The 25,170-nt window shown below is 60.8% G+C and carries 17 protein-coding genes; 13 read left to right on the forward strand and 4 right to left on the reverse strand.

All coding sequences use genetic code 11. The features are described 5' to 3' along the window. The first annotated feature begins 12 nt into the window (after window positions 1–12). The 8 genes from araD (at window position 13) to JKL45_RS13060 (ending at window position 8,633) form a co-directional block, all read left to right on the forward strand. Window positions 13–1,746, forward strand: a complete 1,734-nt coding sequence (gene araD / locus JKL45_RS13025) for an L-arabinonate dehydratase (protein ID WP_201861541.1) — start codon at window positions 13–15, stop codon at window positions 1,744–1,746. Window positions 1,747–1,756: 10 nt separating this feature from the next. After that, window positions 1,757–2,566 carry an HpcH/HpaI aldolase family protein gene (locus tag JKL45_RS13030; protein WP_201861542.1) on the forward strand — a complete coding sequence of 270 codons (810 nt, stop codon included), beginning with the start codon at window positions 1,757–1,759 and terminating at the stop codon, window positions 2,564–2,566. Between the two features lie 70 nt (window positions 2,567–2,636). After that, window positions 2,637–3,476, forward strand: a complete 840-nt coding sequence (locus JKL45_RS13035) for an aldose 1-epimerase (protein ID WP_312896956.1) — start codon at window positions 2,637–2,639, stop codon at window positions 3,474–3,476. Then, entirely contained in the window at window positions 3,473–4,354 is an 882-nt protein-coding gene (locus JKL45_RS13040; protein ID WP_201861543.1) for an SMP-30/gluconolactonase/LRE family protein, read from the forward strand. The genes JKL45_RS13035 and JKL45_RS13040 overlap by 4 nt, the downstream gene beginning before the upstream one ends. Window positions 4,355–4,366: 12 nt before the next feature. After that, on the forward strand, window positions 4,367–5,131 hold the full coding sequence (locus JKL45_RS13045) for an SDR family NAD(P)-dependent oxidoreductase (RefSeq protein WP_201861544.1): 765 nt from the start codon (window positions 4,367–4,369) through the stop codon (window positions 5,129–5,131). Between the two features lie 8 nt (window positions 5,132–5,139). Continuing rightward, window positions 5,140–7,143 carry an alpha-glucosidase gene (locus JKL45_RS13050; protein WP_201861545.1) on the forward strand — a complete coding sequence of 668 codons (2,004 nt, stop codon included), beginning with the start codon at window positions 5,140–5,142 and terminating at the stop codon, window positions 7,141–7,143. A gap of 3 nt (window positions 7,144–7,146) precedes the next feature. Beyond that, window positions 7,147–7,917: a sulfite exporter TauE/SafE family protein gene (locus tag JKL45_RS13055; RefSeq protein ID WP_201861546.1), complete on the forward strand. Its 771-nt coding sequence runs from the start codon at window positions 7,147–7,149 to the stop codon at window positions 7,915–7,917. Between the two features lie 104 nt (window positions 7,918–8,021). Further along, window positions 8,022–8,633 (forward strand): hypothetical protein, encoded by a 612-nt coding sequence (locus tag JKL45_RS13060; RefSeq protein WP_201861547.1) that lies wholly within the window; start codon window positions 8,022–8,024, stop codon window positions 8,631–8,633. Between the two features lie 71 nt (window positions 8,634–8,704). Here JKL45_RS13060 and JKL45_RS13065 read toward each other — a convergent pair whose 3' ends face one another. From JKL45_RS13065 to JKL45_RS13075, 3 genes are all read right to left on the reverse strand, one after another. After that, window positions 8,705–9,955: a Gfo/Idh/MocA family protein gene (locus JKL45_RS13065; protein ID WP_201861548.1), complete on the reverse strand. Its 1,251-nt coding sequence runs from the start codon at window positions 9,953–9,955 to the stop codon at window positions 8,705–8,707. A gap of 167 nt (window positions 9,956–10,122) precedes the next feature. After that, window positions 10,123–10,332, reverse strand: coding sequence for a hypervirulence associated TUDOR domain-containing protein (locus JKL45_RS13070; RefSeq protein WP_201861549.1), 210 nt, complete (start codon window positions 10,330–10,332; stop codon window positions 10,123–10,125). A gap of 489 nt (window positions 10,333–10,821) precedes the next feature. Next, window positions 10,822–13,263, reverse strand: a complete 2,442-nt coding sequence (locus tag JKL45_RS13075) for a glycogen/starch/alpha-glucan phosphorylase (protein ID WP_312896957.1) — start codon at window positions 13,261–13,263, stop codon at window positions 10,822–10,824. Window positions 13,264–13,606: 343 nt separating this feature from the next. On the opposite strand from JKL45_RS13075, the gene otsA reads away from it, so the two are divergent. The 4 genes from otsA to glgB all read left to right on the forward strand — a co-directional run bounded on the left by otsA (window position 13,607) and on the right by glgB (window position 24,256). Next, on the forward strand, window positions 13,607–15,208 hold the full coding sequence (otsA, locus tag JKL45_RS13080; RefSeq protein ID WP_201861550.1) for an alpha,alpha-trehalose-phosphate synthase (UDP-forming): 1,602 nt from the start codon (window positions 13,607–13,609) through the stop codon (window positions 15,206–15,208). Window positions 15,209–15,465: 257 nt separating this feature from the next. Beyond that, entirely contained in the window at window positions 15,466–18,732 is a 3,267-nt protein-coding gene (locus JKL45_RS13085; protein WP_201861551.1) for an alpha-1,4-glucan--maltose-1-phosphate maltosyltransferase, read from the forward strand. A 5-nt stretch (window positions 18,733–18,737) separates the two neighbouring features. Further along, window positions 18,738–22,052, forward strand: a complete 3,315-nt coding sequence (gene treS / locus JKL45_RS13090) for a maltose alpha-D-glucosyltransferase (RefSeq protein WP_201861552.1) — start codon at window positions 18,738–18,740, stop codon at window positions 22,050–22,052. Beyond that, a complete protein-coding gene (gene glgB, locus JKL45_RS13095; protein ID WP_201861553.1) occupies window positions 22,049–24,256 on the forward strand; it encodes a 1,4-alpha-glucan branching protein GlgB in 2,208 nt (735 codons plus the stop codon). The genes treS and glgB overlap by 4 nt, the downstream gene beginning before the upstream one ends. A 22-nt stretch (window positions 24,257–24,278) precedes the next feature. Here the strand turns inward: glgB and JKL45_RS13100 are convergent, their stop codons facing one another. After that, complete coding sequence (locus JKL45_RS13100) at window positions 24,279–24,506, reverse strand: hypothetical protein (RefSeq protein ID WP_201861554.1); 228 nt, start codon at window positions 24,504–24,506, stop codon at window positions 24,279–24,281. 226 nt (window positions 24,507–24,732) lie between these two features. Here JKL45_RS13100 and JKL45_RS13105 point away from each other — a divergent pair, with 226 nt between their 5' ends. Continuing rightward, a complete protein-coding gene (locus JKL45_RS13105; RefSeq protein ID WP_201861555.1) occupies window positions 24,733–25,098 on the forward strand; it encodes a DUF2934 domain-containing protein in 366 nt (121 codons plus the stop codon). Window positions 25,099–25,170 lie beyond the last annotated feature (72 nt).

A 25,170-nucleotide genomic window follows, 5' to 3' on the forward strand; every position in this document is an offset into this window, starting at 1 on the left:
GGATCTTTCAAGATGACAAGCCGATCAATCGGAGAGCTGCGGAGTCAGCGCTGGTTCGCATCCGACGACATGCGCGGCTTCGCGCATCGCCAGCGTACGCAGCAGATGGGCATGCGCCGAGAGGAATTCCTCGGAAAGCCTGTTGTGGCCATCGTCAATACCTGGAGCGATCTGAGCCCCTGCCACTCCCACCTGCGCGACCGCGCAGAGGCAGTGAAGCGCGGCGTCTGGCAGGCAGGAGGCTATCCTGTGGAATTGCCGGCCCTGTCGGTCGGTGAGGTGATGGTGAAACCCACCACCATGCTCTACCGCAACTTCTTGGCCATGGAAGTTGAGGAGCTCCTGCGCTCCCATCCTATCGACGGTGCCGTGCTGCTGGGCGGCTGCGACAAGTCCACGCCTGGCCTCCTCATGGGGGCGATCAGCATGGACATTCCGGTGATCTACTGCCCGGCAGGACCCATGTCGAACGGTCAATGGCGCGGACACAAGACTGGAGCCGGTACTCACACAAAGAAATATTGGGACGAACTCCGCGCCGGCACCATCACGCAGGACGACTGGGTCGATCTCGAGAGCCGGATGACCCGCTCCATCGGCACCTGCAACACTATGGGCACAGCCTCCACCATGACGTCCATCGTAGATGCCATGGGCCTCACGCTCCCAGGCGCATCCTCGATTCCGGCCGCCGACAGCGGACACCCGCGTATGGCCTCGGCCTGCGGCGAGCGCATCATCGAGATGATCTGGGAGGATTTCAAACCCTCCCGCTTCCTCTATGCAAGCAGCTTCCGCAACGGTCTTGTCGCCTACATGGCCCTTGGCGGCTCGACCAATGCCGCCGTTCACCTGATTGCCATGGCGCGCCGGGCCGGCGTTGATCTCAACCTCGACGACATGTCTGACATGGCAGGCCATGTGCCCGTTTGCGCCAATCTCTTTCCGTCGGGCGAATACCTGATGGAGGATTTCTACTTCGCTGGCGGGATTCTGGCGCAGCTCAAAAAGCTGGAACGGCATCTTGATCGCGACGCTATGACTGTCAACGGCAAGACGCTGGGTGAGAACATCGCCGAAGCAGAATGCTGGAACGATGAAGTTATTCGGGGCGAGGACAATCCGGTCGTGCCGCTCTCTCGTGGCAAGACGCTGGCCGTTCTGCGCGGCAACCTTGCTCCAAATGGCGCCGTCATGAAATCTTCGGCTGCCAATCCAAAATTTCTAAAGCATGTCGGGCCTGCGCTGGTCTTCGACAGTCCTGCCGAAATGAACCGCACCATCGACGATCCCGATCTCGATATTACCGAGGACACAGTCATCGTCCTGCGCAATGCCGGTCCGGTCGGCGCACCAGGCATGCCTGAGTGGGGCAATCTACCGATCCCTAAGAAGTTGCTGAAACAGGGTGTGCGCGACATGGTGCGCATTTGCGATGGACGCATGAGCGGCACCCATTACGGCACCTGCCTCCTGCACGTGGCGCCGGAAGCGGCGATAGGCGGACCTCTTGGGCTCCTTAAGACGGGAGATCTCGTGGAACTCGATGTAGAGGCCGGACGCCTCGATATGCGGGTCGACGCAGAGGAGCTGGAACGCCGCCGCGCCGAGTGGAAGCCGGGAGCGCTGCGGTACGAGCGCTCCTTTGCGGCCCTCTACCAGCGCCACGTCTCACAAGCCGATGAAGGCTGCGATTTCGACTTCCTGTCCACGCGCGGCCTCGTGGCTGAGCCGTCAATCTTCTGAAAGCATCATCATGATCAGCATCGAGAATCGCTTCAAAGGCTGGCTGAAAGGGCAAGGTCCTAAGCCGCCGCTCGGCACTTGGCTCATGGCGGCAGCTCCTGCGACTGCCGAGGCCATGGGCTACAGCGGCTTCGACTTTTTGGTTGTCGATATGGAGCACGTGCCAATCGAAGTGTCTGATCTGGCCCATATCCTGCGCGCTATTGGCTGTACGCCGGCCGATGCGGTGGTGCGGCTCGCCTGGAACGATCAGGTGCTCGTGAAGCGCGTGCTCGATGCGGGCGCTCAGACGATCATGTTGCCTTTCGTTCAAACCGCCGAAGAAGCCCGTCAGGCCGTCTCGTTCGCGAAGTACCCTCCGGAGGGCGTGCGCGGCGTTGCCGCCGTGCATCGCGGATCGCGGTTCGGCCGCGCGGCGGATTATCTCAAGCGCGCCAACGATCAGATGGCAGTGATTGTCCAGCTTGAAACGCCGGAGGCGCTCGAGCGGCTGCCGGAGATCGCTGCCGTTCCAGGAGTTGATGCCCTGTTCGTCGGACCGGGCGACCTCGCCGCAGCCATGGGCCATATCGGCAACATCGCACATGCGGATGTTCAGGCGCTGATCGAGAAGGCCGCCAGGACGGCCAAGAAAGCCGGCAAGCCGGTTGGCATCGTCGGTCCCAATCCGGATATGGTGCGCCGCTTTATCGGATATGGCTACAGCTATGTGGCGGTGGCTTCCGATATCGCCATGATGACGAGCCGCGCCTCCGAGTGGCTCGGCGCCCTCAAGGGCGAAGCTGTCCCGGCACCTGCTGTACCTACCGCAGCCTACTGAAAAACTTGAGGAGGTTATCCTGATCGTTACGCTCAGGAGCAGTGCTCTGAAGCTCGATCTGGCGCCGTCCATCGGAGGCGCCATCGCAGGCTTCCGGCATAATGATGTGGCGCTCATGCGGGAGACCCCCGGACAGGCGTTGCGCGACGGGCTGGTGCGGCAGACCAGCTGCTATCCACTCATTCCCTACAGCAACCGCATCGCTAAAGGAGGCTTCTCGTTCGAAGGCGTCGAGTATCGGTTGGCATTGAACTTCGGCGACCATCCGCACTCCATCCATGGCAACGCCTGGCAGAAGCCGTGGCAGGTGGTAGACGCGGATGAGGTGCGCTGCCGCCTCGCTCTCATCCATCGCCCGGATGGCGACGAGGCGAGGGGCTGGCCCTTCGCCTACTGCGCCGAGCAGCTTTTCGAGCTCTCGCCGAGCGGATTGACGCTCACGCTATCGCTTGAGAACCAGGATCATCGCACCATGCCGGCCGGATTGGGACTGCATCCGCTCTTTCCCAAATGCTCGGGAGTTCGGCTGCAATTCGTGGCCGAACATGTCTACCCCAACAGCGAAGATTCTCTTCCGCTGGACGGTATCCCGGTTCCAGATGACTGGAGCTACCGAACCATGCGTGAATTAGGCGATCCTAGCCTCGACAACTGTTTCGCGGGATGGGATGGAACGGCTCGCATCACTTATGTTCAGGAGAAAATCGCCTTGAGCATCGAGGCCGATCCATTGTTCGGCCATGTCGTGGTGTATGTGCCCACACGACGGGATTTCTTCGCCGTGGAGCCCGTGAGCCACATGAACGACTCTATCAATCGGCCTGACCCGGCCAAGCACGGGCTCAAGGCTCTCAAGCCCGGCGAGCGGCTGATGGCGCAGGTGCGGTTCGGGGTGGAGGTGCTGTCGTGAGCCTGACGGTCACACTGGATGTACGTTCCGAACTCGGAGAGTGCCCCTTGTGGTCCGTCGAGGAGCAGGCGCTCTACTTTGTCGACATCAAGGGCAGGGCGCTCCACCGCTTTGAGTCCGTGAAAGGCGCGCATCGAACCTTCGCGATGCCGGAGGAGATCGGATGCATCGGACTCCGAAAAGGCGGCGGCTTCATCGCGGGCTTCCGCTCGAGCCTCTGGCTGCTTGATGCTGATGGCAACCGTACGCAGAAACTCGCCGATAATCCGGAAGACCAGCGTACGAGCCGGTTCAACGACGGGCGCATCGATCCAGCAGGGCGCTTCCTGGCCGGTACCATTGATGAGCCCAAAGACGGTGGCAAGGCGCATCTCTACCGCTACGACGCCCGTGGATTGGCAACGCTTGTTGGTGGTCTTCTAACCTCCAACGGCGTGGCCTTCTCGCCCGATGGCCGCATCCTCTATCACTCGGACACCCCCACCTTCACGGTGTGGCGCTACGCTTATGATCCGGCAACGGGCGAGGCTACGGACAAGACCCTGTTCGTGCGCCTCCAGCCTACAGAAACCGATCGCGGCCGCCCCGATGGCGCGGCGGTGGATGTGGAAGGCTGCTACTGGACCGCTCTGTTCGAAGGTGGACGGATCCAGCGTTATTCGCCGGAAGGTCGATTGCTCGTAGAGTACCCCGTTCCAGCCCGGTGCCCCACTATGGTCTGCTTCGGCGGGGCCGATTTGAAGACTCTCTACGTGACGTCCGCACGCACAGGGCGTTCCGACGATGAGCTTAGGGCCTATCCGCATTCCGGCAGCCTCTTCTCCATGCCGGTCGATGTGCCGGGCCTGCCTGAATACAAGTTTGATCATTCCATCTAAGGCTGGATTGCCATGTCGTTCGATTATAGCACGGCCCAATATCGCTCCCTTGATGGCCGCTCCGTCGTTGTCACCGGCGGTGCCTCCGGGATCGGCGAGGAGATGGTCAAGGCCTTCGTCGCGCAAGGCGCGCGCGTTTCTTTCATCGACATCGCGAAGGATGCGGGCGAAGCCCTATCGGGCACGACGGGTGCAGGCTTCTACGCCTGCGATGTCACCGACATTCCAGCCCTCCGCGAAGTGCTCTCTGTTATCGAGAGCGATCAGAGCGGCGTCGATGTTCTCGTCAACAACGCCGGCAAGGATGACCGGCACGACATGGGTGAGATAGAGCCGGATTATTGGAGGCGCGCGCTGGCGCTCAACCTCGATCACCAATTCTTTGCAACGCAGGCAGTCTCGAAGGGCATGGCTGCACGCGGCAACGGCGCTATCATCATGTTAGGGTCGATCTCGTGGATGCGTGGCCGTCCTGGTATGGTGGGCTACACGACCGCGAAGGCGGCGATCAATGGGATGACGCGCACCCTTGCACGAGAACTGGGCCCGGCCGGGATCCGGGTGAACTGCATCGTGCCAGGGGCAATTCTCACCGAGCGGCAGAAGAAACTCTGGCTGACGCCGGAGTTGAACCAGCAGTTCCTTGATCTCCAGGCCCTGAAGTTCCGGCTCGATGCAAGCCATGTAGCGAAAATGGCTCTCTTCCTGGCATCTGATGAGAGCGGCGGTTGCACGGGTGCGAATTTCATCGTTGATGCCGGCCTGACGCAGAACTGAGATTTGTCATGAAGATCCAGACCACCTCCAACGGCTTCGACCTCGTCCTCGACGGCAGGCCCATCCTACGCCACTGCAGCGATGCTCCGTGTCTGTTCGTCGGCCAGGGCGATGCTCGTATGGACATGTATCGCGGCAACTTCGACATCGAGGATTATATCATCGAGCGCACGCCGCTGGCGCATGCTGTCGTGTCAGGCTCCCAGATTGCTTTCTCGATAGCGCCGGGGCAGCCGGTTCGCCTGACCTTGGAGCTGTCGGGCGACGAGCGGAACGGCGCCATCACGTTCCATGCGGACGATGCAGCTGTCAACCGGCTTTGGATCCGTGTGGCAGCAGAGGAGGGGGAGCATGTCTGGGGCGGCGGCGAGCAGATGTCGTATTTCGACATGCGCGGTCGGCGGTTCCCTCTCTGGACGTCCGAGCCCGGCGTGGGGCGCGACAAGACCACCGAGATCACCTTCAAGGCTGACGTCACCGGCAAGTCGGGCGGCGATTACTGGAACACCAACTATCCGCAGCCGACCTATCTTTCGTCCCGACGCTACGCGCTGCATGTGGAGGCGAGCGCCTACTCGGCTTTTGATTTCCGTCGCGGCGACTTTCATGAGGTCGAAATCTGGGCTGTGCCGGACCGCATCGAGCTGACTGCCCGCCCGACCTTCATTGCACTCGTCGAGGCCATGGCCGAGCGCTTCGGCCGCCAGCCGCCGCTGCCGGAATGGGTCTATGGTGGCGCGATCATTGGGCTTAAGGACGGCGCTAACTCCTTCAAGCGACTTGAGCGCATCATTGCGGCCGGCACGAAGGTTTCCGGCCTGTGGTGTGAGGACTGGGTGGGCTTGCGCCACACGTCCTTCGGCGCACGTCTGTTCTGGGATTGGAAAGCGAACGATGATCGTTATCCAGCGCTACGCCAGTGCATTGCTGAGCTGGAGGACCGAGGTATCCGTTTCCTCGGTTATGTGAACCCTTACCTCGCCGTCGACGGCTCCCTGTTCCCGGAGGCGGAGGCTGCAGGCTATTTCGCCACGGGTGAGAGTGGCAAGACAGCTCTCGTCGATTTCGGCGAGTTCGATTGCGGTGTCGTCGATTTCACGAATCCGGAGGCATCCGCCTGGTTCGCTGAGCGCGTCATCGGTCAGAACATGGTCGATTTCGGACTCTCCGGCTGGATGGCAGATTTCGGCGAGTATCTTCCCATCGACGTGAAGCTCGCCAACGGCATCGATGCGAAGGTCATGCACAATGCTTGGCCGACGCTCTGGGCCGAGGTGAATGCCCGTGCTGTCGTGAGCAGGGGGAAAACCGGCGAGATCCTGTTCTTCATGCGGGCCGGTTTCACCGGCGTTCAGCAGCATTGCCCACTGCTCTGGGCAGGCGATCAGTCGGTGGACTTCACCCGCCACGACGGTCTCGTGACGGTCATCTCCGGGGCTCTCTCTTCGGGTCTCCTCGGCAATGCGTACCATCACTCGGACATCGGGGGCTATACCAGCCTCTTCGGCAATGTGCGCACGCCCGAACTCATCATGCGCTGGGCCGAAATGGGAGCCTTCACATCGGTCATGCGCACCCATGAGGGTAACCGCCCGCGTGACAACCTGCAGATCGATCAGGATCCGCAGGTGCTGGATCATTTCGCCCGGATGACACGAATCTACGTGCATCTTGCGCCATACCTGAAATCCCTCGTGGAGGAGGCCTCCACGCGAGGCCTGCCAGTGCAGCGGCCGCTCTTCCTCCATTTCGAGGACGATGCCCGCACCTATGCCATTCAGGACGCGTACCTGTATGGTGCGGATCTGCTTGTGGCGCCTGTCTCCCAGGCTGGGAAGACCGAATGGACCACCTATCTGCCGACCGGGGCGGTATGGATTCACGTCTGGACGAATGAGACCTTCAATGGCGGAGGAAGCGTGACTGTGTCTGCACCCTTTGGCGAACCGCCTGTGTTCTACCGTGCCGGCTCACGTTTTGCTGAGCTTTTCGCAGGCTTGAGGGCGTTCTGAGCGATGTCAGTTGCGGAGCTTTTCGGCTTTCTCCTGCTGGCAGGCGCTGCAGCTTATGCGCAGACTCTCACCGGTTTTGCCTTTGGCCTGATCACAATGGGGGGCGTTGGCCTGACGGGGCTGCTGTCATTGCCCGATGCTGCCGCGATCGTGAGCGTGCTGACCCTTGTGAATGCCACGCAGATGCTGCTGAAAGGCTGGCGCGACGTAGCGTGGCGGGAGTTCGGGTTTGTCATGGTGGCCAGCATCCCGATGCTCTTCGTTGGCTATTGGCTGCTGGAGTGGCTTGCCGGAACCCGTGCCGATCTCCTGCGCCTGATCCTCGGGCTCGTGATTATCGTATCCAGCCTTCAACTGGCGCGAAAGCCCGAGCCTCTGGCGAAGCAGTCGAGGGACGGGTCGTTCTTCTTTTTCGGCTCGATCGCCGGCCTCATGGGAGGAATGTTCTCAACGGCTGGTCCACCGCTCGTCTACCACTTCTATCGCCAGCCTATGCCCCTGGTGAGGATCCGGGAAACACTCGTCACTGTGTTTGCACTCAATGCTGTCTTCCGCATTGCTCTCGTGGTGATGTCCGGCGATCTACCATCGAGATCAAATCTCACCGGTCTCCTCGCCATTCCGGCGGTCATGGGCGCAACCTTTGCGGCGCGGCGCTGGCCGCCGCCTGTCTCGCCGGCCACGATGCGCCGCATCGTGTTCATTCTTCTCTTTCTCTCAGGCGTATCTCTGGGCGCACCTGCTGTCCTCCGTCTCCTGGGAGCCCTGCCATGACCTTTGCCGGGTTGTAGCGGGTATCGGCTCGGTTATCGATAATCGCCGGATCGGAACCATTCACCGTGAACGCCATTGCTCTGTGAAGCTTAGTGGAGGCTCCGATGCCTGATGAAAAGATCGACCAGAAACGCCCTTTGGATGCGCAGAACGAGTCCAGGCCGACCCAGCAACGACATGTGGATGACACAGTCGATGACAGCTTTCCTGCAAGCGATCCGCCAGCCTGGACCACATCCGCATCGAAGAGCGTTGCAGCGGAATGCGTGCCCGACGCACTGAACGAGGTACCTGTGCCGCCCGGGCAGGGATTTGATGAGGGTCTGTCAACCACCCTCCGGTCAACAGCCGAACAGGCGGCCAATACGGCTCGTGATTTCTACCAGCGAAGCCGCACATACCTGGAGCAGGGCAGGCGGTATGTGCCGGAGGCCGAGCGCTACTACCGGCAAGGGACTGAAACAATCGGCCGCCCCGTGCAGGAGCATCCGGTGGCCGCTCTGCTGGTCATCGGTACGCTTGGCTGTGCCTTGGGATGGATGCTGGGCCGGCGCATGTCCGATATCCCTCCCGCACGGCTTTGGCACACAGGATCGAACCGTCGATTCCGCAATGCACAAGCCTGGCGGCCGGAGCCTCGATCAAACTCCGTGGGTAGGCATTTCCATCCCCGTGACAATGTCGAGGCGGCAAGCCACACGAACAACAGCTTCTGATAATCTCAGCCGCGGTCGATCCGGATGCTTCGGCATTGGCTATCCGACCGCGGCCTCACGGCGGACGCCATTCAGCGCGTTGAAGCTGTTACGTCGAGCGTTACCGGCTTGGCTTCCTGCGCGCTGCGGTAGATGGCCTGCAGGATGCGGACATCGCGCAGGCCTTCCTCTCCGGGTGTCTTTGGATTGCGGTTCTCCATTACGCTTTGCGAGAAGTGGTCCATCTCAGCGGCGAATTGGCTCTGCTCCTTCACCTTCACTTCCTGGCGACCCTTTTCGCTCTGCACGGTGAGCTTGTTGCCCTCATATTCCGTACCCGGATCCAGGATGAGCGAGCCTTTCTCGCCGAAGGCCTGAATACGCTTCACGGAGGCGGTGGAGTATGACGATGACAGATTGGCCACTGCTCCCGAGGGGAAACGCAGCTGAAATGCAACTCTGTCCTCCACTTCACGGAAGCGTGGATCGTCCTTCACATTCGAGATCTGCCCGAAAACCTCGACAGGTTCTTCGCCCGTGAGATAGCGGGCGGCCTGCAGTGAGTAGATCCCGATATCATACAGCGACCCGCCGCCGGCCAGGGATTTCACCATGCGCCACTGATCGGCGGGATCCTTCGGGTCCAGGATACGGCCGTGATCACTGGTGACGAGGTGAAGCGGCCCAATCTCGCCTTCGCGCACCCTGCGGATGGCTTCCACATTGTGCGGCTCGAACTGCGCGCGGTAGGCCACCATGAGCTTGCGGTCGGCCTCTCGGCCTGCACGGATCATAGTCTCGCATTCCTCAACCGTGACGGCCATGGGCTTTTCGCAGAACACATGCTTGCCGGCTTTGAACGACCGTACCGTGTACTCCGCATGAAGGGCGTTGGGCAGGATGATGTAGGTCACATCAACGTCCGGATTGTCGGCGATCCGGTCGAAGGTCTGGTAGTCGTACAGGTTGTGGGTGTCGACGCCGTAGCGTGAGGCGACCTGCTCGGCCTTCTGCCGATTTCCTGAAACCAACGCTACGAGCTTGGACGAACGGCTCTCGGCGAAGGAGGGGAGAATCTGGTTGAGGGCGAACTTGCCGAGGCCCACCACGGCCCACCCGAGCCTGCGCCCCGGCTCCATCGGCATCTCCTGTTCCATTTCTGGGATAGGACGGCCTGTCGGACGCGAGCGCGGCAACTCTGGTAGGTTTCCAGCGCCGCCGCCTTGAGCGAAGGCTGGCCCAACCAGCCCGAGGCTGGAGCCCATTAGCAGTCCACCGCCGGTACCGCGTAAAAACAAACGGCGCGACAGATCGAGCCTGCCGTCCTTCTCGAACAAGGTCATGGTATCTCCATCACACCGGGATGCTCTCGGAAGCACTCCCCGGATTGCCACCGCTGCGGAATATCGTGGAGGGGAGTTGTCGTTCCCATCTCCCATGGGCCAACAACCGGTCGATGCGCTCCACGTTCCACTGGGGAGCTCTGTTCAACAGGGGATTGGGGCTCGCTTCACGCTTTCTTGAGCGCGTCCGGCTTGTGAGCCGCGAGTTTTCCCGACTTGTCGCTCTTCACGATGTATTCGGGCTTATCCTTCGAGGCCGCCACCTTGTGGCCTTTGATCTGTGTTGAGCTGGTCTGCTTCTTCACCACCTTGCCGGTGCTGTGGCCTCCAGAAGAGTCCCAGGACACCTTATCGCCGGCTTTCAATGACTTTGCCATGACTGACTCCTCTCGTGAGATTGAGTTCAGTCGGCAACTCGATCCTGCCAACTCCGTTCCACGCGGCTCGCCCATAGAGGTGATAGCCAGCTTCAACTGACAACCGAAGAGTCCTGGCACAGCATGCGTTCGCTCAAGAGTGCTTGCCGGACTGCACTCTTGTCTTGAGGGCTCCCATGGCCGCAAACGACAGGCTTGGCTGGTGGTCGTCAGCGGCTTCGATCTGGGACTCGCATACAACGCAGTCCACTCCGCTTCTGACGCCCTGAACCCAGTATTGAGGCTCATAGGACGTGAGGGGGAGTTGCTTTACGACAAGGTAGGTATTCCGGCTCGGCCGCAGAGGGCACGCCGGAACAACGGCTTGACCGACTTCGAACTTATGGATCATGGCAGGCTCCATGAGGCCACCAATCAACCCTCGTCTCCTGACGAGTGCTTAAGCCCTTAAAGGAAAATCGAGATCAAAGTTCCATGCTTGGCTGTCGCTCAGACGGAAACCTTCCAGATTTCATCGGCGTATTCGCGGATCGTGCGATCGGACGAGAACCAGCCGACCCTGGAGGTGTTCAGTATGCTGGCACGGCTCCATACGGAAGGCTCCTGCCATAGCTCATCGACCCGGCGTTGAGTTTGCCAATACGAGTCGAAATCCGCAGCCACCATGAATGCATCATCGGATGATAAGGCATGCACGAGGGAATCGAACCTGTGGCGATCATCCGGCGAGAATGTTCCAGCCGTAATCAGGTTGATGGCTCTCTCAAATCGGGCCGACCAGCCCGCCCGGTCGCGGTGCATCCCGGCCTTGCGGTACGCCTCGACCTCTTCGGCCGTCATGCCGAAGATGAAGATGTTGTCGGGGCCGACGCATTCGCGGATTTCGATATTCGCTCCGTCGAGGGTCCCGATGGTGAGAGCGCCGTTTAGGGCGAGCTTCATGTTGCCTGTGCCGGAGGCTTCCATGCCGGCCGTCGAGATCTGCTCGGACAGGTCCGCTGCGGGAATGATGGCTTCAGCTAGGCTGACATTGTAGTTGGGAAGGAAAACAACCTTCAGGCGGCCGGCTACGACAGGATCGGAATTGACGGTGTTTGCAACGTCGTTGGCGAGCTTGATGATCAGCTTTGCCCGGTGGTAGCTGGCTGCCGCCTTGCCGGCAAAGATCTTGACCCGCGGCACCCAGTTCCGCTCGGGCTCCGACCGGATGGCATCGTAGAGCGCGATCACTTCCAGGATGTTGAGCAATTGCCGCTTGTACTCATGAATGCGCTTGATATGGACATCGAACAGGGCCGTGGGATCAATCTGCACGCCCGTCCGCTCAGCCACGATCCTAGCCAGGTTGAGTTTCGATGCTCTGCGCTGATTCCTGAACCGATCCTGGAAAGCACCGTCGTCGGCCAGCTTTTCCAGTTTGATCAGGGCTCCGGGATCATCCAGGACAGCCTCACCCAGTTCCCGCGTCAGAAGCTGCGTTAACTGCGGGTTCGCCTGATGCAGCCACCTGCGGAAGGTGATGCCATTCGTCTTGTTGAGGATGCGGCCGGGGTAGAGAGCGTTCAGATCGCGGAACACCGTCTGGCGCATCAGGTCAGTATGAAGCGCCGACACTCCATTGACCTTGTGAGCGCCAATGAAGGCGAGATGACCCATGCGCACATATCGGCCATGGCTCTCGTCGATCACCGAGACGGATTTGATGAGCTGCACATCGGCCGACCGGCGGATCAGCGGCTCCAGATGCAGCCAATTGATGTGGTAGATGATCTGGAGATGGCGTGGGAGAAGCCGCTCCATCAGCGTCACGGGCCAGCGCTCGAGGGCCTCGGGCATGAGGGTATGGTTGGTGTAGTTCAGCGTCCTGGTTGTGATGGCCCAGGCGGCATCCCAGGCCAGATGGTGCTCATCGACCAGAAGGCGCATCAGCTCCGCTACGGCGAGTGCCGGGTGGGTATCGTTGAGCTGGATCGCCGCGTGGTCCGACAGTGTGTGGAGATCCCCATGCAAGCGCATGTGCCGGGCCAACAGGTCTTGTAGGGAGGCCGAGGTGAAGAAGAACTCCTGGCGCAGACGCAGCACTCGGCCAGCCTCTGTTTCGTCGCCGGGATAGAGCACGCGCGAGATCGCCTCGGCCCGGGTCCGGTCGGCGAGAGCGCCGACATGGTCGCCTGAATTGAAAGCCTCGAGCCGCAGAGGCTCGACAGATCGAGCCGACCACAGCCTCAGGGTGTTGACGTGGCGTCCGTGCCAGCCGACCACGGGGGTATCGAAGGCGACGGCCTGAACGACGTCGGCAGGTCTCCAGACGAAGCCTACTGGGCCCTCCACGTCAGGCACCTGCTCGACAAAGCCGCCGAATGGCACCTGATAGACCAGATCGGACCGTTCGAACTCCCACGGATTGGCCCGGATCAGCCAGTCCTCGGGAAATTCCTGCTGCCACCCGTCACGAAGGCCTTGGCGGAACAGGCCGTGTTCGTAGCGGATCCCATAACCGTAAGCCGGTATTTCAAGACTCGCCATACTCTCCATGAAGCAGGCAGCGAGGCGACCGAGACCACCATTGCCAAGGGCGGCATCCGGCTCGATCGCCCGAATACGGTCCAGATCGACACCGAGGCCGGCGAGGGCATCCCTCGCACAATCGGTCAGGCGGAGGTTGTTCAGGGTATCGGACAGCAAGCGTCCGATCAGGAATTCCAGCGAGAAATAGCAGACGTGCTTGTGACCTGCTTGGTTCAGCCCTTTGGAGGCCATCCAGCGGTCCATGGCGCGGTCGCGCACGGCCAAGGCTGTTGCGGTGAACCAGTCGTGGTCGGTTGCGTGGGTCGGGTCCGTGCCGACATCATAGGTCAGCTTTGCAATGATGGCCTGTTGAAACGCGTCCGTTTCGGTACGCTCTGTCGGCTGCGTCGTCTCACTCACCACATAAGTGGGCTCAGCCTCATCACGATGACTGGAGGAGGGCAAAAGGCCTTGATCGAAACTCTCCACGGACAACCCCTAGTCTTTGATTATCAAGCAAGAGACGATCTCGCCTGTATTGTGTCGGCATTCCTTTAACAAACCGATAGCAACTTCAGAATGATACTCAACAATAGTTATCAAATTACCCAGAGAGCGTGACTCCGCGCCGCAGTTCAAAGCGGGTTTTCCTTTAGGCCAAGCTTCTTGCGGTAAGATGTAGCTGCTCCCACAGCTTATTTCTCGGCAACGGGAACTGCCTCTGAGCCGAATGGTTTAACCTTCACCATTCGTTCAAGGTCAGGCCATGGCCGATATCCCAGACATTACGCGAGAAGCACAGGACCGGGCGGTTCCGCCCCCGTTGGAGGGCCGGCTTGAAGTGCCGGATCCAGTTCCTGAAGCGACCAAGAGGTCACCCCGGTCGGGCCAGAGCAGGAAACAGGTTCCCTCGCCGCCTCAGCAGCGTCTGGTTGTGGTCTCCAACCGCGTTCCCCTGCCCAAGGACGGCGCGAGCAAAGCCGGCGGATTGACGGTCGCGCTTGAGGGAGCGTTGAAGCGGAGTGGCGGCCTCTGGTTCGGCTGGTCCGGCGAGACTCTCGAGAATCCATCGGATGGGGCCAAGGTTTCACAGTCCGGCAACATCACCTTCGCGGTGATGGATCTCTCGCAGAAGGATTATGACGAATATTATGCGGGCTTCGCCAATCGTGCCTTGTGGCCGGTTTGTCACTACAGGCTCGATCTCGTGCAGATCGAGCGGCAGGAGCTTGAAGGGTACTTCCGGGTCAACCGGGCCTTTGCCGCTTCTCTTGCTCCGCTGTTGCGGCCCGACGATGTCATCTGGGTTCATGATTATCATTTCATTCCCCTAGCGGAGGAACTCCGGCGACTGGGTTTCAAGAACCGGATCGGCTTCTTCCTGCACATTCCATGGCCACCGTCGGATGTGGCCAGCGCTCTGCCAGCCTACCAGCAGCTTCTTCATGGCTTGGGTGCCTACGATCTCGTCGGCTTTCACACGCCGCAGGATGCCGAGAATTTTCAGCGCTGTCTGACCCGCGAGGACATTGGATCGTCGACTGGAGCCGGGGAGCACCAGATCGATGGTCATAGGCTCCGGATCGGCGCCTTCCCGGTCGGGATCGATACCGAAGGCTTCGCACGGACGGCCGCCAATGCCGGGCAGAATGCTCTTGTGCGGCGAACCCAGGCAAGCATGGGAGACCGGGACCTGATCATCGGGGTGGACCGGCTCGACTACTCGAAGGGATTGAAGCAGAGGATCGAAGCGTTCTCCTGCTTCATCAAATCCAACCCGGACTTTCGCAACCAGGTTACCTATATTCAGATCACGCCGAAATCGCGCTCGGATGTTCCCGAGTACCAGCGGATGCAGCGCGAGATTGCAGAGCAGGCCGGCTGGACCAACGGAAGCCTCGGCGAGGTGGATTGGACCCCGGTCCGATATGTCAACAGAACGGTCGGACATGCAGCCCTTGCAGGATTATACCGCATGTCCCGCATCGGTCTCGTGACTCCGTTGCGGGACGGCATGAACCTCGTTGCAAAGGAGTTCGTCGCGGCTCAGCAACCGGAGGATCCCGGCGTCCTGATCCTGTCGCGCTTTGCAGGCGCGGCGCACGAACTCGACGGTGCTATTCTCGTCAATCCCTATGATACGGAAGCATGCGCTTCTGCCATCGCACGGGCTCTCCGAATGCCGCTGGAGGAGAGGCGGGAGCGTTGGGAATCGATGATGAGGCGATTGCGGAGCAACACGGTCGAAGCGTGGTGCCAGCACTTTCTCTCCACCCTCAGTGACGCCTCGAACGAGAGCCCAGGAACGCATTTCTCTACAACTGCAGAGAATGGACGGTATCCCTTCTCCGAAGGTGCGCCGGCTTAGGGTTGCTGTCGCCTTTCCCGCTGTACCGGATTGTGTAGGGCAGATCCTGTGAGCGAGCCACAGGTGAACTCGATTTCGGTAGGAACCAAAGGCAAAGGGGGCTGTTTCTGACAGGGAGACTCTGCCAGCCAAGTCTCGGTCCTTCCGAGACCGGCGGTGAGCTCGACCCAGGTTGATCCCATTGAACAGCGGCAGGGCCGAACGTGTCACCAGCAGACAGTCTCCTTGTAAGCTCCCAGACTGTACGGACAAAAGGTGTGAGCCGGAAGGCCCCGCGGATCTATTACGTGCACCCGCTGCTGGCCGGTCCCTTGGATAGCTGGGATGAAATCTTCGATCATGCCGCTGCCTTGGGTTTCGACACCATCCTGATGGCCCCGCCGTTCGAGCCGGGACACGGGGGTAGTATCCTTCTGCCACGTGACATGACCCGGCTTCACCCGAGCCTCGGTGGTGGCGCGGCGGCCGAGGGCGCTGCGCGGCTCGCTGAAAATGCCGGTTCCCGCAACCTCGCCCTGGCACTCGATCTCGTCATTGACCGGGTGGCCGCTGACAGCACCTTCGCCCGCGAACTCGACCTTGCGTTCCCCAGCCCGGATATATTCGATCCCCGTCAGGATCCTGCCGAAAGGGAAGCTGTCCTTGTTCCGTTCGACGACGGTGATCGGGCCGATCATCCCCACCTCAGGGTGCTTGCCGAGCGACTGCGGGAGCTGACGCAAGCGGGGATTTCCAGCTTTCGCTGCCTCCACTGGGACAGGGTTCCCGCGGCAGCCTTGAGGCAGTTCCTATCTGATATCAGGGAAGACGCACCCGAGACACGCTTTCTGGCTTGGACGCCCGGCACGAACTTCCAGGCGAGGCAGTCGCTCCATGGAGTTGGTTTTGACGGGACGTTTTCCTCGCTGTGTTGGTGGGATCTGAAGGAAAGCTGGATTGCTGACGAGCACGAGCAGCTGAGGGGCATTGGCTACGAGATCGCCTTCCCGGAGGTTCCCTTCGACAAGCGCATCACCCATGAGGTGGAGCCGCTCGACGTGCTGGAGCGGCGCGCGGTCCGCGCATTGCGGCTTGCTGCATCCGCAAGCGACGGAATCCTCGTGCCCATGGGCTTCGAGTTCGGCTGCCGGGACAGGCTCGATCCAACCCGTGGCGATGGCGCGGGGCTGAGAGGGTTGCGAGAGCGGGGCAGCTTCGACCTAACGGAAGAAGTCCATGCCGCGAACGAATTGCTGGCCCGCAACGATGAGCCCTTCGCCCGCAAGCCCGTGCATCTCGTCGTGGGGCATGCGTCCCCCGTGACCGCTTTGCTGCGAACCGATGCGGAGGATGTGCGGCAAAGCAAGGCAGCCCGCCTGATCATCGCCAATGCCGATCTCCGCCGAACCGCCCAGGCCAAAGGTGCGTTCCTGGTGTCGGAGAGCGGCGCTCAGTTCATGCCCTTTCGCGAAGTGGGCGAGGGCGGCCTCGAACTCACGCCGGCAACGACCGTCAGACTTGATCCAGGCGAAGTCCGGATCCTGGAGGGACGTCCGCCGAGGCCGATCCAAGGGGCGGTTTCGGTGCCGGCTGTCGACCAGGCCGTCGTGGCGCCGCGGCTCGTCATCGAGAATGTCGCCCCTGCTGTCGATGGTGGCGAGTTCCCGGTCAAGCGGATCGTCGGCGAGGTGGTCCGGGTGGAGGCCGACATCTTCGGTGACGGTCACGATCTCTTGGAGGCTGCGTTGGCCTGGAGGGCGGTCGACGAGGAGCAGTGGCGCGAAACCCGCATGACGCTCCTGGTCAACGATCGCTGGAGCGCGGAATTCCCGCTGGAACGGCTCGGCCGGCATGAATTCGCCGTGCTGGCCTGGCGCGACCCCTTTGCCATCTTCCGCTCGGAGCTGGAGAAGAAATACGCCGCTGGCCTCGACGTGACTCTGGAACTGGAGGAAGGCCGCCTTCTGGTCGAAGAGACAAGGGCTGAGGTCGAGGGAGACATCGCCGGTCGCGTTCACGCGCTGGCCGATAGCCTCGTCGAAGCGGATTACAGCACACGGCTCGAGATCCTCCTGGCGCCGGAGACGTCGGAGATCATGACGGCGGCGGACCGGCGGCCGTTCATGGTGCGCTCCGATGCAATCCCCGTCGATGCCGAGCGTAAAGCGGCCGGGTTTGCGAGCTGGTATGAGCTGTTCCCGCGCTCGATGAGCGACGATCCCAATCGCCATGGAACGTTCGACGATGTGATCCGCAAGCTGCCCTATATCCGCGATATGGGCTTCGACGTTCTCTACATGACGCCGATCCACCCAATCGGTCGAACGCATCGCAAAGGACCCAACAACAGCCTCAACGCAGGGCCGGACGATCCGGGAAGCCCCTATGCCATCGGTTCCGAGGCAGGCGGCCACGATGCCATCCACCCGGAACTTGGGACCTTCGAGGATTTCCGTCGTCTCGTTGCGGCGGCAGCCGATCACGGGCTGGAATTGGCGCTGGACATCGCGGTGCAGGCCTCCCCGGATCACCCCTGGCTGAAGGAGCATCCGGGTTGGTTCGACTGGCGGCCGGACGGAACGATCAAGTACGCCGAGAATCCTCCCAAGAAGTACGAGGATATCGTCAACGTGGACTTTTACGCCGAGGACGCGATGCCGTCCCTATGGCTTGAGCTGCGCGACACCATTCTGCTCTGGGTGGAGCAGGGCGTGAAGCTCTTCCGCATCGACAATCCTCACACGAAGCCATTCCCCTTCTGGGAGTGGCTGATCGGGGAAGTGCGCCGCGACCACCCGGACGTGGCCTTCCTGTCGGAAGCCTTCACGCGGCCGAAGATCATGTACCGGCTCGCCAAGATCGGCTTCTCGCAATCCTATACCTACTTCACGTGGCGCAACGAGAAATGGGAGATGGCGGAGTACCTGACCGAACTCTCGCAGACGGCGCCGAAGGATTTCTTCCGACCGCATTTCTTCGTGAACACGCCCGACATCAACCCGGATTTCCTGCAGAATGCACCTCGTTCCGCCTACATGATCCGCGCGGCCCTTGCGACGACACTCTCCGGACTCTGGGGGATGTACAGCGGATTCGAGCTTTGCGAAGGCCGGCCAGACGTCAAGAAGAAGGAATACGCAGACAGCGAGAAGTACGAGATCCGTGCGTGGGACTGGGACCGGCCCGGAAACATCATCCGGGAGATCTCGATCCTGAACCGGATCCGCCGTGACAATCCGGCCCTGCACTCCCACCTCAATGTCTCGTTTCTCGACGCTTGGAACGATAAGATCCTCTTCTATGAGAAGGCGACCCCGGGACGCGAGAACGTTCTGCTCGTGGCTGTCAGCCTTGATCCGCACAACGTGCAGGAGGCAGACGTGGAGCTGCCCCTCTGGAAGTTCGGCCTTCCGGATCACGGCTCCTTGGCTGTCGAGGATCTCGTGCGTCATCACCGCTTCACCTGGTCGGGCAAGTACCAGCGAATCCGCTGCGATCCGGGCGAAATTCCCTTCTCGATTTGGCGCATTGCCCCTAAGGACTGATAAGAATGCTCAAGAAGAACGACACGTCCCTCAAGAGCGACACGTCCCTTGGAACCGATCCGCTCTGGTACAAGGATGCGATCATTTACCAGCTGCATGTGAAGTCGTTCTTCGATGCCAACAATGACGGCATCGGGGACTTCGCAGGGCTTCTCGCCAAGCTGGATTACATCGCCTCGCTTGGCGTCAACACAATCTGGCTGCTGCCATTCTATCCATCGCCGCGGCTCGATGACGGCTATGACATCGCCGAATATCGTGACGTCAGCCCTGACTATGGCAGCCTCAAGGAGTTTAAGACCTTCGTCCGTGAAGCTCATGCCCGAGGCCTGCGCGTCATTACGGAGTTGGTGATCAACCACACCTCGGACCAGCATCCCTGGTTCCAGCGCGCCCGTCATGCAAAGCCCGGCTCACGCGACCGCGACTTCTATGTCTGGTCCGACACGGATCAGAAGTACCCTGAGACCCGGATCATCTTTCTGGATACCGAAAAATCGAACTGGACCTGGGATCAGGCAGCAGGAGCCTATTTCTGGCACCGTTTCTATTCGCATCAGCCGGATCTGAATTTCGATAATCCGCGTGTTCTCAAGGAAGTCCTGAGCGTCATGCGGTTCTGGCTCGACATGGGCATCGACGGGCTGCGCCTCGATGCCATTCCTTATCTAATCGAGCGGGAGGGCACCAATAACGAGAATCTTCCGGAGACCCACGTGGTTCTCAAGAAGATCAGGGCCGCGCTCGATGCCACATATCCGGACCGGATGCTGCTGGCGGAAGCCAATCAATGGCCGGAGGATACCCAGGAGTATTTCGGTGACGGCGACGAATGCCACATGGCCTTTCATTTCCCGCTGATGCCGCGCATGTACATGGCCATCGCGAAGGAAGACCGTTTCCCCATCACTGATATCCTGCGCCAGACGCCTGAAATTCCTGAGAAGTGCCAATGGGCGATCTTTCTCCGCAACCATGACGAGCTGACGCTCGAGATGGTGACGGATGAGGAGCGCGATTACCTCTGGAATACCTATGCGGCAGACAAGCGGGCTCGCATCAATCTCGGCATTCGCCGCAGGCTGGCGCCTCTCATGCAGCGGGATCGCCGGCGTATCGAGCTGATGAATGCGCTCCTTCTGTCCATGCCCGGAACGCCCGTTGTCTATTACGGCGACGAGATCGGGATGGGCGACAACATCTATCTTGGTGACCGAGACGGCGTTCGCACGCCGATGCAATGGTCGCCGGACCGCAATGGCGGTTTCTCCAGGGCCGATCCGGCGAGCCTCGTGCTGCCAGCGATCATGGACCCGGTCTATGGCTTCGAGTCTGTCAACGTGGAGGCGCAGAGCCGCGACCAGCACTCGCTCCTGAACTGGATGCGCCGCATGCTGATGCTGCGCCGCAATCACCACGCTTTCGGCAGGGGTACGTTCCGGCTTCTCTATCCGTCCAACCGCAAGGTCCTGGCTTATCTGCGCGAGCATGAGGGCGAGACCATCCTGTGCGTCGCGAACCTGTCGCGGACACCGCAGGCGGTCGAGCTCGATCTGTCAGCCTTCGCCGGCCGGGTTCCTGTCGAGATGACCGGCCCATCGCCGTTCCCGCCCATCGGGCAGCTGACCTACCTGCTGACCCTGCCGCCTTATGGCTTCTATTGGTTCCAACTCACGACAGAGGTTGAAAGCCCGCAATGGAGGACGGCTCCGCCTGAGCAGCTGGCCGAGTTCGAGACCTTGGTTCTGCGGGGTGGCCTGCAGGGAGGCTTGGATGAGCGGCATATGCAGGTGATTGCCCAGAACGTCCTGCCCAGCTACCTGCCGATCCGGCGCTGGTTCGCCTCCAAGAACGAGACGCTTCACGAGGCACGCATTCCATGGACGGTGCCCATGTCGTTTGCTGAGGATGTGCTGATGGCCGAGATCGAGGCGAGCGTCGGCAAGCGCACGGAGCGCTACTTCATGCCTCTCGGCATCGCATGGGAAAGCGCCAGTGGGCTGCCCCTGCCGCAGCAGCTCGCCCTGGCTCGGGTCCGCAGGGGGGCCCGTGTAGGATTCCTGACTGATGGGTTCGCTGTCGACCGATGGGCGCATGCGGTCCTGCAGGCCCTGTGCGAGAGGTCCACGATACAGACGCCGGACGGGGAGATCCGGTTCGAGGGTACTTCCGAGCTCGACTGCATGCAGGTCACGCCGGATGCCTCGATCCGCTGGCTCTCGGCTGAGCAGTCGAACAGTTCGCTGATCGTCGGCGACCTCGCGATGATCAAGCTCGTCCGTCGCGTGTTTGGTGGCACCCACCCGGAAGCGGAGATGACCCAGTACCTGACAAAGGTCGGGTATCAGAACTCCGCTCCGCTCCTCGGAGAAGTCCTGCGAGTGTCCGGGGATGGAACGCCCCATACGCTCGCAATCGTTCAGGGGGCGATCCGCAACCAGGGCGATGCCTGGAACTGGATGCTCGAGAACCTGAAGCGCACCCTCGATGAACATGAGTTGATCGAGAATGAAGCGATCCCAGAAGAGGGGATCTTCACCACTCTCGAGAACTTCGCCGAGGTCGTGGGACAACGCCTTGGTGAGTTGCATGTCGCCCTGGCTGCACAGACGGACGATCCAGCCTTTGCCCCGATGGAAGCCGGTGCCGGTGAAATCGAAGGCTGGAAAACCAGGGCCCAGGAGCAACTCGTTTCTGCCTTCGATATCCTGGGCGAGGTCCGTGGGGATCTGGACCCCGAAACCGGTGCGCTCGCGGATAGCATTCTTGAGCGGCGTGACGGGCTGATCGCAGCCGTCGACCGGCTCGCGGAGACCGGTCGCGGGACGCTGCTGACGCGCATCCATGGCGACTTTCATTTCGGACAGGTTCTCGTCGCTCAGGGCGATGCCTACATCATCGATTTCGAAGGCGAACCCGTGCGCGAGCTGGAGGAGCGGCGTGCGAAGACAAGCCCGCTCCGCGACGTCGCCGGTTTGCTGCGCTCCCTTGACTATGTGGCCGTTACGGCGTCGATGCCCGATGATGACATCTCGTCTCAACAGTTCCGGGATATTCGAGGCTCGCTGCTCAAGAACTTCTATGCAGGCGCTCAAAAGGCTTTCCTGGATGCTTACTGGGATGCTACTGCTCAAGCCTCACAGCTCGGGCTCTCACCTGACAGGCACCGTTCGCTCCTTGATCTGTTCCTGCTGGAGAAGGCCGCCTACGAGGTCCAGTATGAGGCCTCCAATCGCCCAAAATGGCTGGCAATCCCGCTCCAGGGCTTGTCCGACATTGTGCATCGCCTCGCAGAAGCGGGCCGCGGAGAACATGAATGACGCGCGGACGTGACGAGCTCCTTGCTGGCGTCGAGCCTAGCAGTGTTCAGGCTTTGGTGGAGGGGCGGCATGGGGATCCGTTCTCGATCCTCGGTCAGCATCCTGCAGGCGGCGGAAGCATTGTCCGCGTTTTCATGCCAGGGGCCAAGTCCGTTGAGGTTTTGCGGCGGCAGACAGATGGCGAGCCCGATAGGCTCCATCTCGTACATGGAGATGGGCTGTTTGCCGGTAGGCTCGATCATCAGGATCCCTACAGGGTGCGCGTCCACTGGCCTGACGCCGTTCAGGAACTGGAGGATCCCTACGGCTTTGGCCTGCTCCTAGGTGAACTCGATTTGCACTTGATCGGGCAGGGCACCCATTACGAGCTCGGCTCTGTGCTTGGCGCGCAACCCATGAGCATCGAAGGCATACCGGGCGTACGATTTGCCGTCTGGGCTCCCAATGCGCGGCGTGTCTCCGTGGTGGGGGACTTCAACGGCTGGGATGGTCGGCGCAATCCCATGCGCCTGCGCCGTGAGGCGGGGGTTTGGGAGCTCTTCGTTCCGCGCCTTGGCCCCGGCGAGCGCTACAAATTCGAGGTGGTTGGTCCGCACGGGCAATTGCTGCCGCAGAAGGCCGATCCCATTGCGCGTGCGGCCGAAGCTGCCCCCGGTTCGGCATCGGTCGTCGCTCGGTCAGAGCCTTTCCGATGGACGGATTCCGAGTGGATGACCACAAGAGCCGCGCGTCAGACGGCAAGCTCGCCGATCTCGGTTTATGAGGTCCATGCCGGCTCCTGGATGCGCCTGGAGCAAGAGGGGAACCGCAGCCTCGACTGGACCGAACTGGCGGATCGCCTGATTCCTTATGTGTCGGGACTGGGCTTCACCCACATCGAGCTTCTGCCGATCACGGAATATCCATTCGGAGGCTCCTGGGGTTATCAGCCGCTCGGGTTGTTCGCGCCCACCGGACGGTATGGGACGCCGGAGGACTTCGCGGAGTTCGTCAACCGCTGCCATGAAGCCGGTTTGGGCGTGATCCTCGACTGGGTTCCGGCCCATTTCCCTACTGACGTCTGGGGCCTTGCACAATTCGACGGGACAGCACTCTACGAGCATCAGGATCCCAGGGAAGGGTTCCACCAGGATTGGAACACCCTGATCTACAACCTCGGTCGCAACGAGGTGAAGGGTTTCCTCATCGCCAGCGCACTTCACTGGCTGGAGCGGTTCCACATCGATGCCCTCCGGGTCGATGCCGTCGCATCGATGCTCTACCGCGACTACAGCCGGAAGGGGGACGAGTGGATCCCGAACAAGTACGGCGGCAGGGAAAATCTCGAGGCTATCGAGTTCTTCAGGCACCTGAACAGCATCGTAACCCAAAGATGCCATGGGGCCATTACGATTGCAGAGGAATCCACTGCTTGGCCCGGCGTGACGCAGCCCGCCGAGGAGGGCGGCCTCGGCTTTACGTTCAAGTGGAACATGGGCTGGATGCACGATACTCTTCACTACGTGGAGCAGGATCCCGTCTACCGGAGTTATAACCACGGCGCCTTTACGTTCGGCATGGTTTATGCCTTTACCGAACGCTTCATCCTTCCCCTGTCGCATGATGAGGTTGTGCACGGAAAAGGATCGCTGATCCGGAAGATGCCGGGCGATGAATGGCAGCGTTTCGCAAATCTTCGCGCCTATTTCGGGTACATGTGGGCTCACCCCGGCAAGAAGCTTCTCTTCATGGGAGGCGAGATCGCCCAGGAACGGGAGTGGAATCACGACGCCTCGATCTCGTGGGATCTGCTGGACCTTCCGCGGCATGCCGGGGTTCAGCGGCTCATCCGCGATCTCAACCGTATTTACGCCGCAGAACCTGCTCTCCACGGCACCGACGCCGACCCCAGCGGTTTCGAATGGGCTGTGGTGGATGATTCCGGGAACTCGGTGTTTGCCATGCTGCGGCTGGCGAAGGACGGAGGTTCGATCATCCTCGCCGTTAGCAACATGACTCCCGTTCCGAGACTATCTTATCGCATCGGCGTGCCGAAAGCAGGGCTCTGGCAGGAGATCCTCAATACAGATGCAGGAATCTACGGCGGCAGCAACTTCGGCAATGGCGGCGCTCTCCAAGCCGAAGAGGTTTCATCCCACGGGCGCCCCTTCTCCTTAAGCCTCATGCTTCCACCACTGAGCACGATCCTGTTACGGTGGGGTTAGCCGATCCTTCGGCACCACCTTCTCAGAAAACGTCGTCTCTCCGAAAGCAGGGGACTGCGCCTTCGTGTTCATGAAACGCAAATGTGCATCGGTGTTCGAGCGCGAAGTCGGAAATGCGTCTGAGAGCCTCGTGGGAGTCATATGAGAGTGTGACCTCACCGAACATCTCTGCCAGCACGTCCTCCGGAACCGTGAGGGTCGCTCCGGGATCCATATGGTCAAGCTTCTGAGCCAGAACGTCTTTGGTCATCCAGGCCTCCATGTCTGCTCTCTACAATACCAACTTCTTCCATGTGAAAATGGAAAACTCGGCCTTGAAGAATTCTGCATTCTGACTGCCATCGAGGTTGGCTCTGTGAAGAGGGTTGTTTAGGGACAGCGTCTCTTCGGGAAACAAGGCCAACATTGGCGCCCGTCGATAGGAAACATGTTTCCAAATCCGGCATTGACCCTGCGCTTGAAGGAGAGGAGCCATCATGACCCAGGATAAAACCGGACCAGATGCGACGCCTCGCATCGGACTCGATCTCGGGCGTCAGATTTTCGATGACCCGAATGGCGGTCGCCAGAAGGATCGCCAATCAGGCGCCAGCGAGGAGGCCATCCGTCAGAAAGCCTACGAGCTGTGGGAGAATGAGGGCCGAGCAGGCGACCCGCACGATCACTGGTACAGGGCAGAGCGTGAGCTGAACCGCAGCCAGCAAGAGCAATCCGCAGCGACAGTCGAGAATGCGCCACCTGCCGTAGCCGTTGGAGCCATGGAGGCCGTGAGTGAACAGCCCGCGGAGGAAGGGCCCGTTCAGAAGAAAACCCGTCGCAAGCGAACCCCCCCGATAAGGTAGCGTCCCGGGGCGTGGTGTAGGAGCAGGCCACCGATGAGGTGGTCATCGCCAGTCTTCGGTTAGAGTGCGGGT

This window comes from Microvirga soli (genome assembly GCF_016734765.1).
GTDB lineage: Bacteria > Pseudomonadota > Alphaproteobacteria > Rhizobiales > Beijerinckiaceae > Microvirga > Microvirga soli.

Bases quoted from the DNA above. Each gene is read 5' to 3' on its own strand.
- araD (WP_201861541.1), top strand. From the start codon at position 13: ATGACAAGCCGATCAATCGGAGAGCTGCGGAGTCAGCGCTGGTTCGCA.
- JKL45_RS13030 (WP_201861542.1), top strand. From the start codon at position 1,757: ATGATCAGCATCGAGAATCGCTTCAAAGGCTGGCTGAAAGGGCAAGGT.
- JKL45_RS13045 (WP_201861544.1), top strand. From the start codon at position 4,367: ATGTCGTTCGATTATAGCACGGCCCAATATCGCTCCCTTGATGGCCGC.
- JKL45_RS13050 (WP_201861545.1), top strand. From the start codon at position 5,140: ATGAAGATCCAGACCACCTCCAACGGCTTCGACCTCGTCCTCGACGGC.
- JKL45_RS13055 (WP_201861546.1), top strand. From the start codon at position 7,147: ATGTCAGTTGCGGAGCTTTTCGGCTTTCTCCTGCTGGCAGGCGCTGCA.
- JKL45_RS13060 (WP_201861547.1), top strand. From the start codon at position 8,022: ATGCCTGATGAAAAGATCGACCAGAAACGCCCTTTGGATGCGCAGAAC.
- JKL45_RS13065 (WP_201861548.1), bottom strand. From the start codon at position 9,955: ATGACCTTGTTCGAGAAGGACGGCAGGCTCGATCTGTCGCGCCGTTTG.
- JKL45_RS13070 (WP_201861549.1), bottom strand. From the start codon at position 10,332: ATGGCAAAGTCATTGAAAGCCGGCGATAAGGTGTCCTGGGACTCTTCT.
- otsA (WP_201861550.1), top strand. From the start codon at position 13,607: ATGGCCGATATCCCAGACATTACGCGAGAAGCACAGGACCGGGCGGTT.
- treS (WP_201861552.1), top strand. From the start codon at position 18,738: ATGCTCAAGAAGAACGACACGTCCCTCAAGAGCGACACGTCCCTTGGA.
- glgB (WP_201861553.1), top strand. From the start codon at position 22,049: ATGACGCGCGGACGTGACGAGCTCCTTGCTGGCGTCGAGCCTAGCAGT.
- JKL45_RS13100 (WP_201861554.1), bottom strand. From the start codon at position 24,506: ATGACCAAAGACGTTCTGGCTCAGAAGCTTGACCATATGGATCCCGGA.
- JKL45_RS13105 (WP_201861555.1), top strand. From the start codon at position 24,733: ATGACCCAGGATAAAACCGGACCAGATGCGACGCCTCGCATCGGACTC.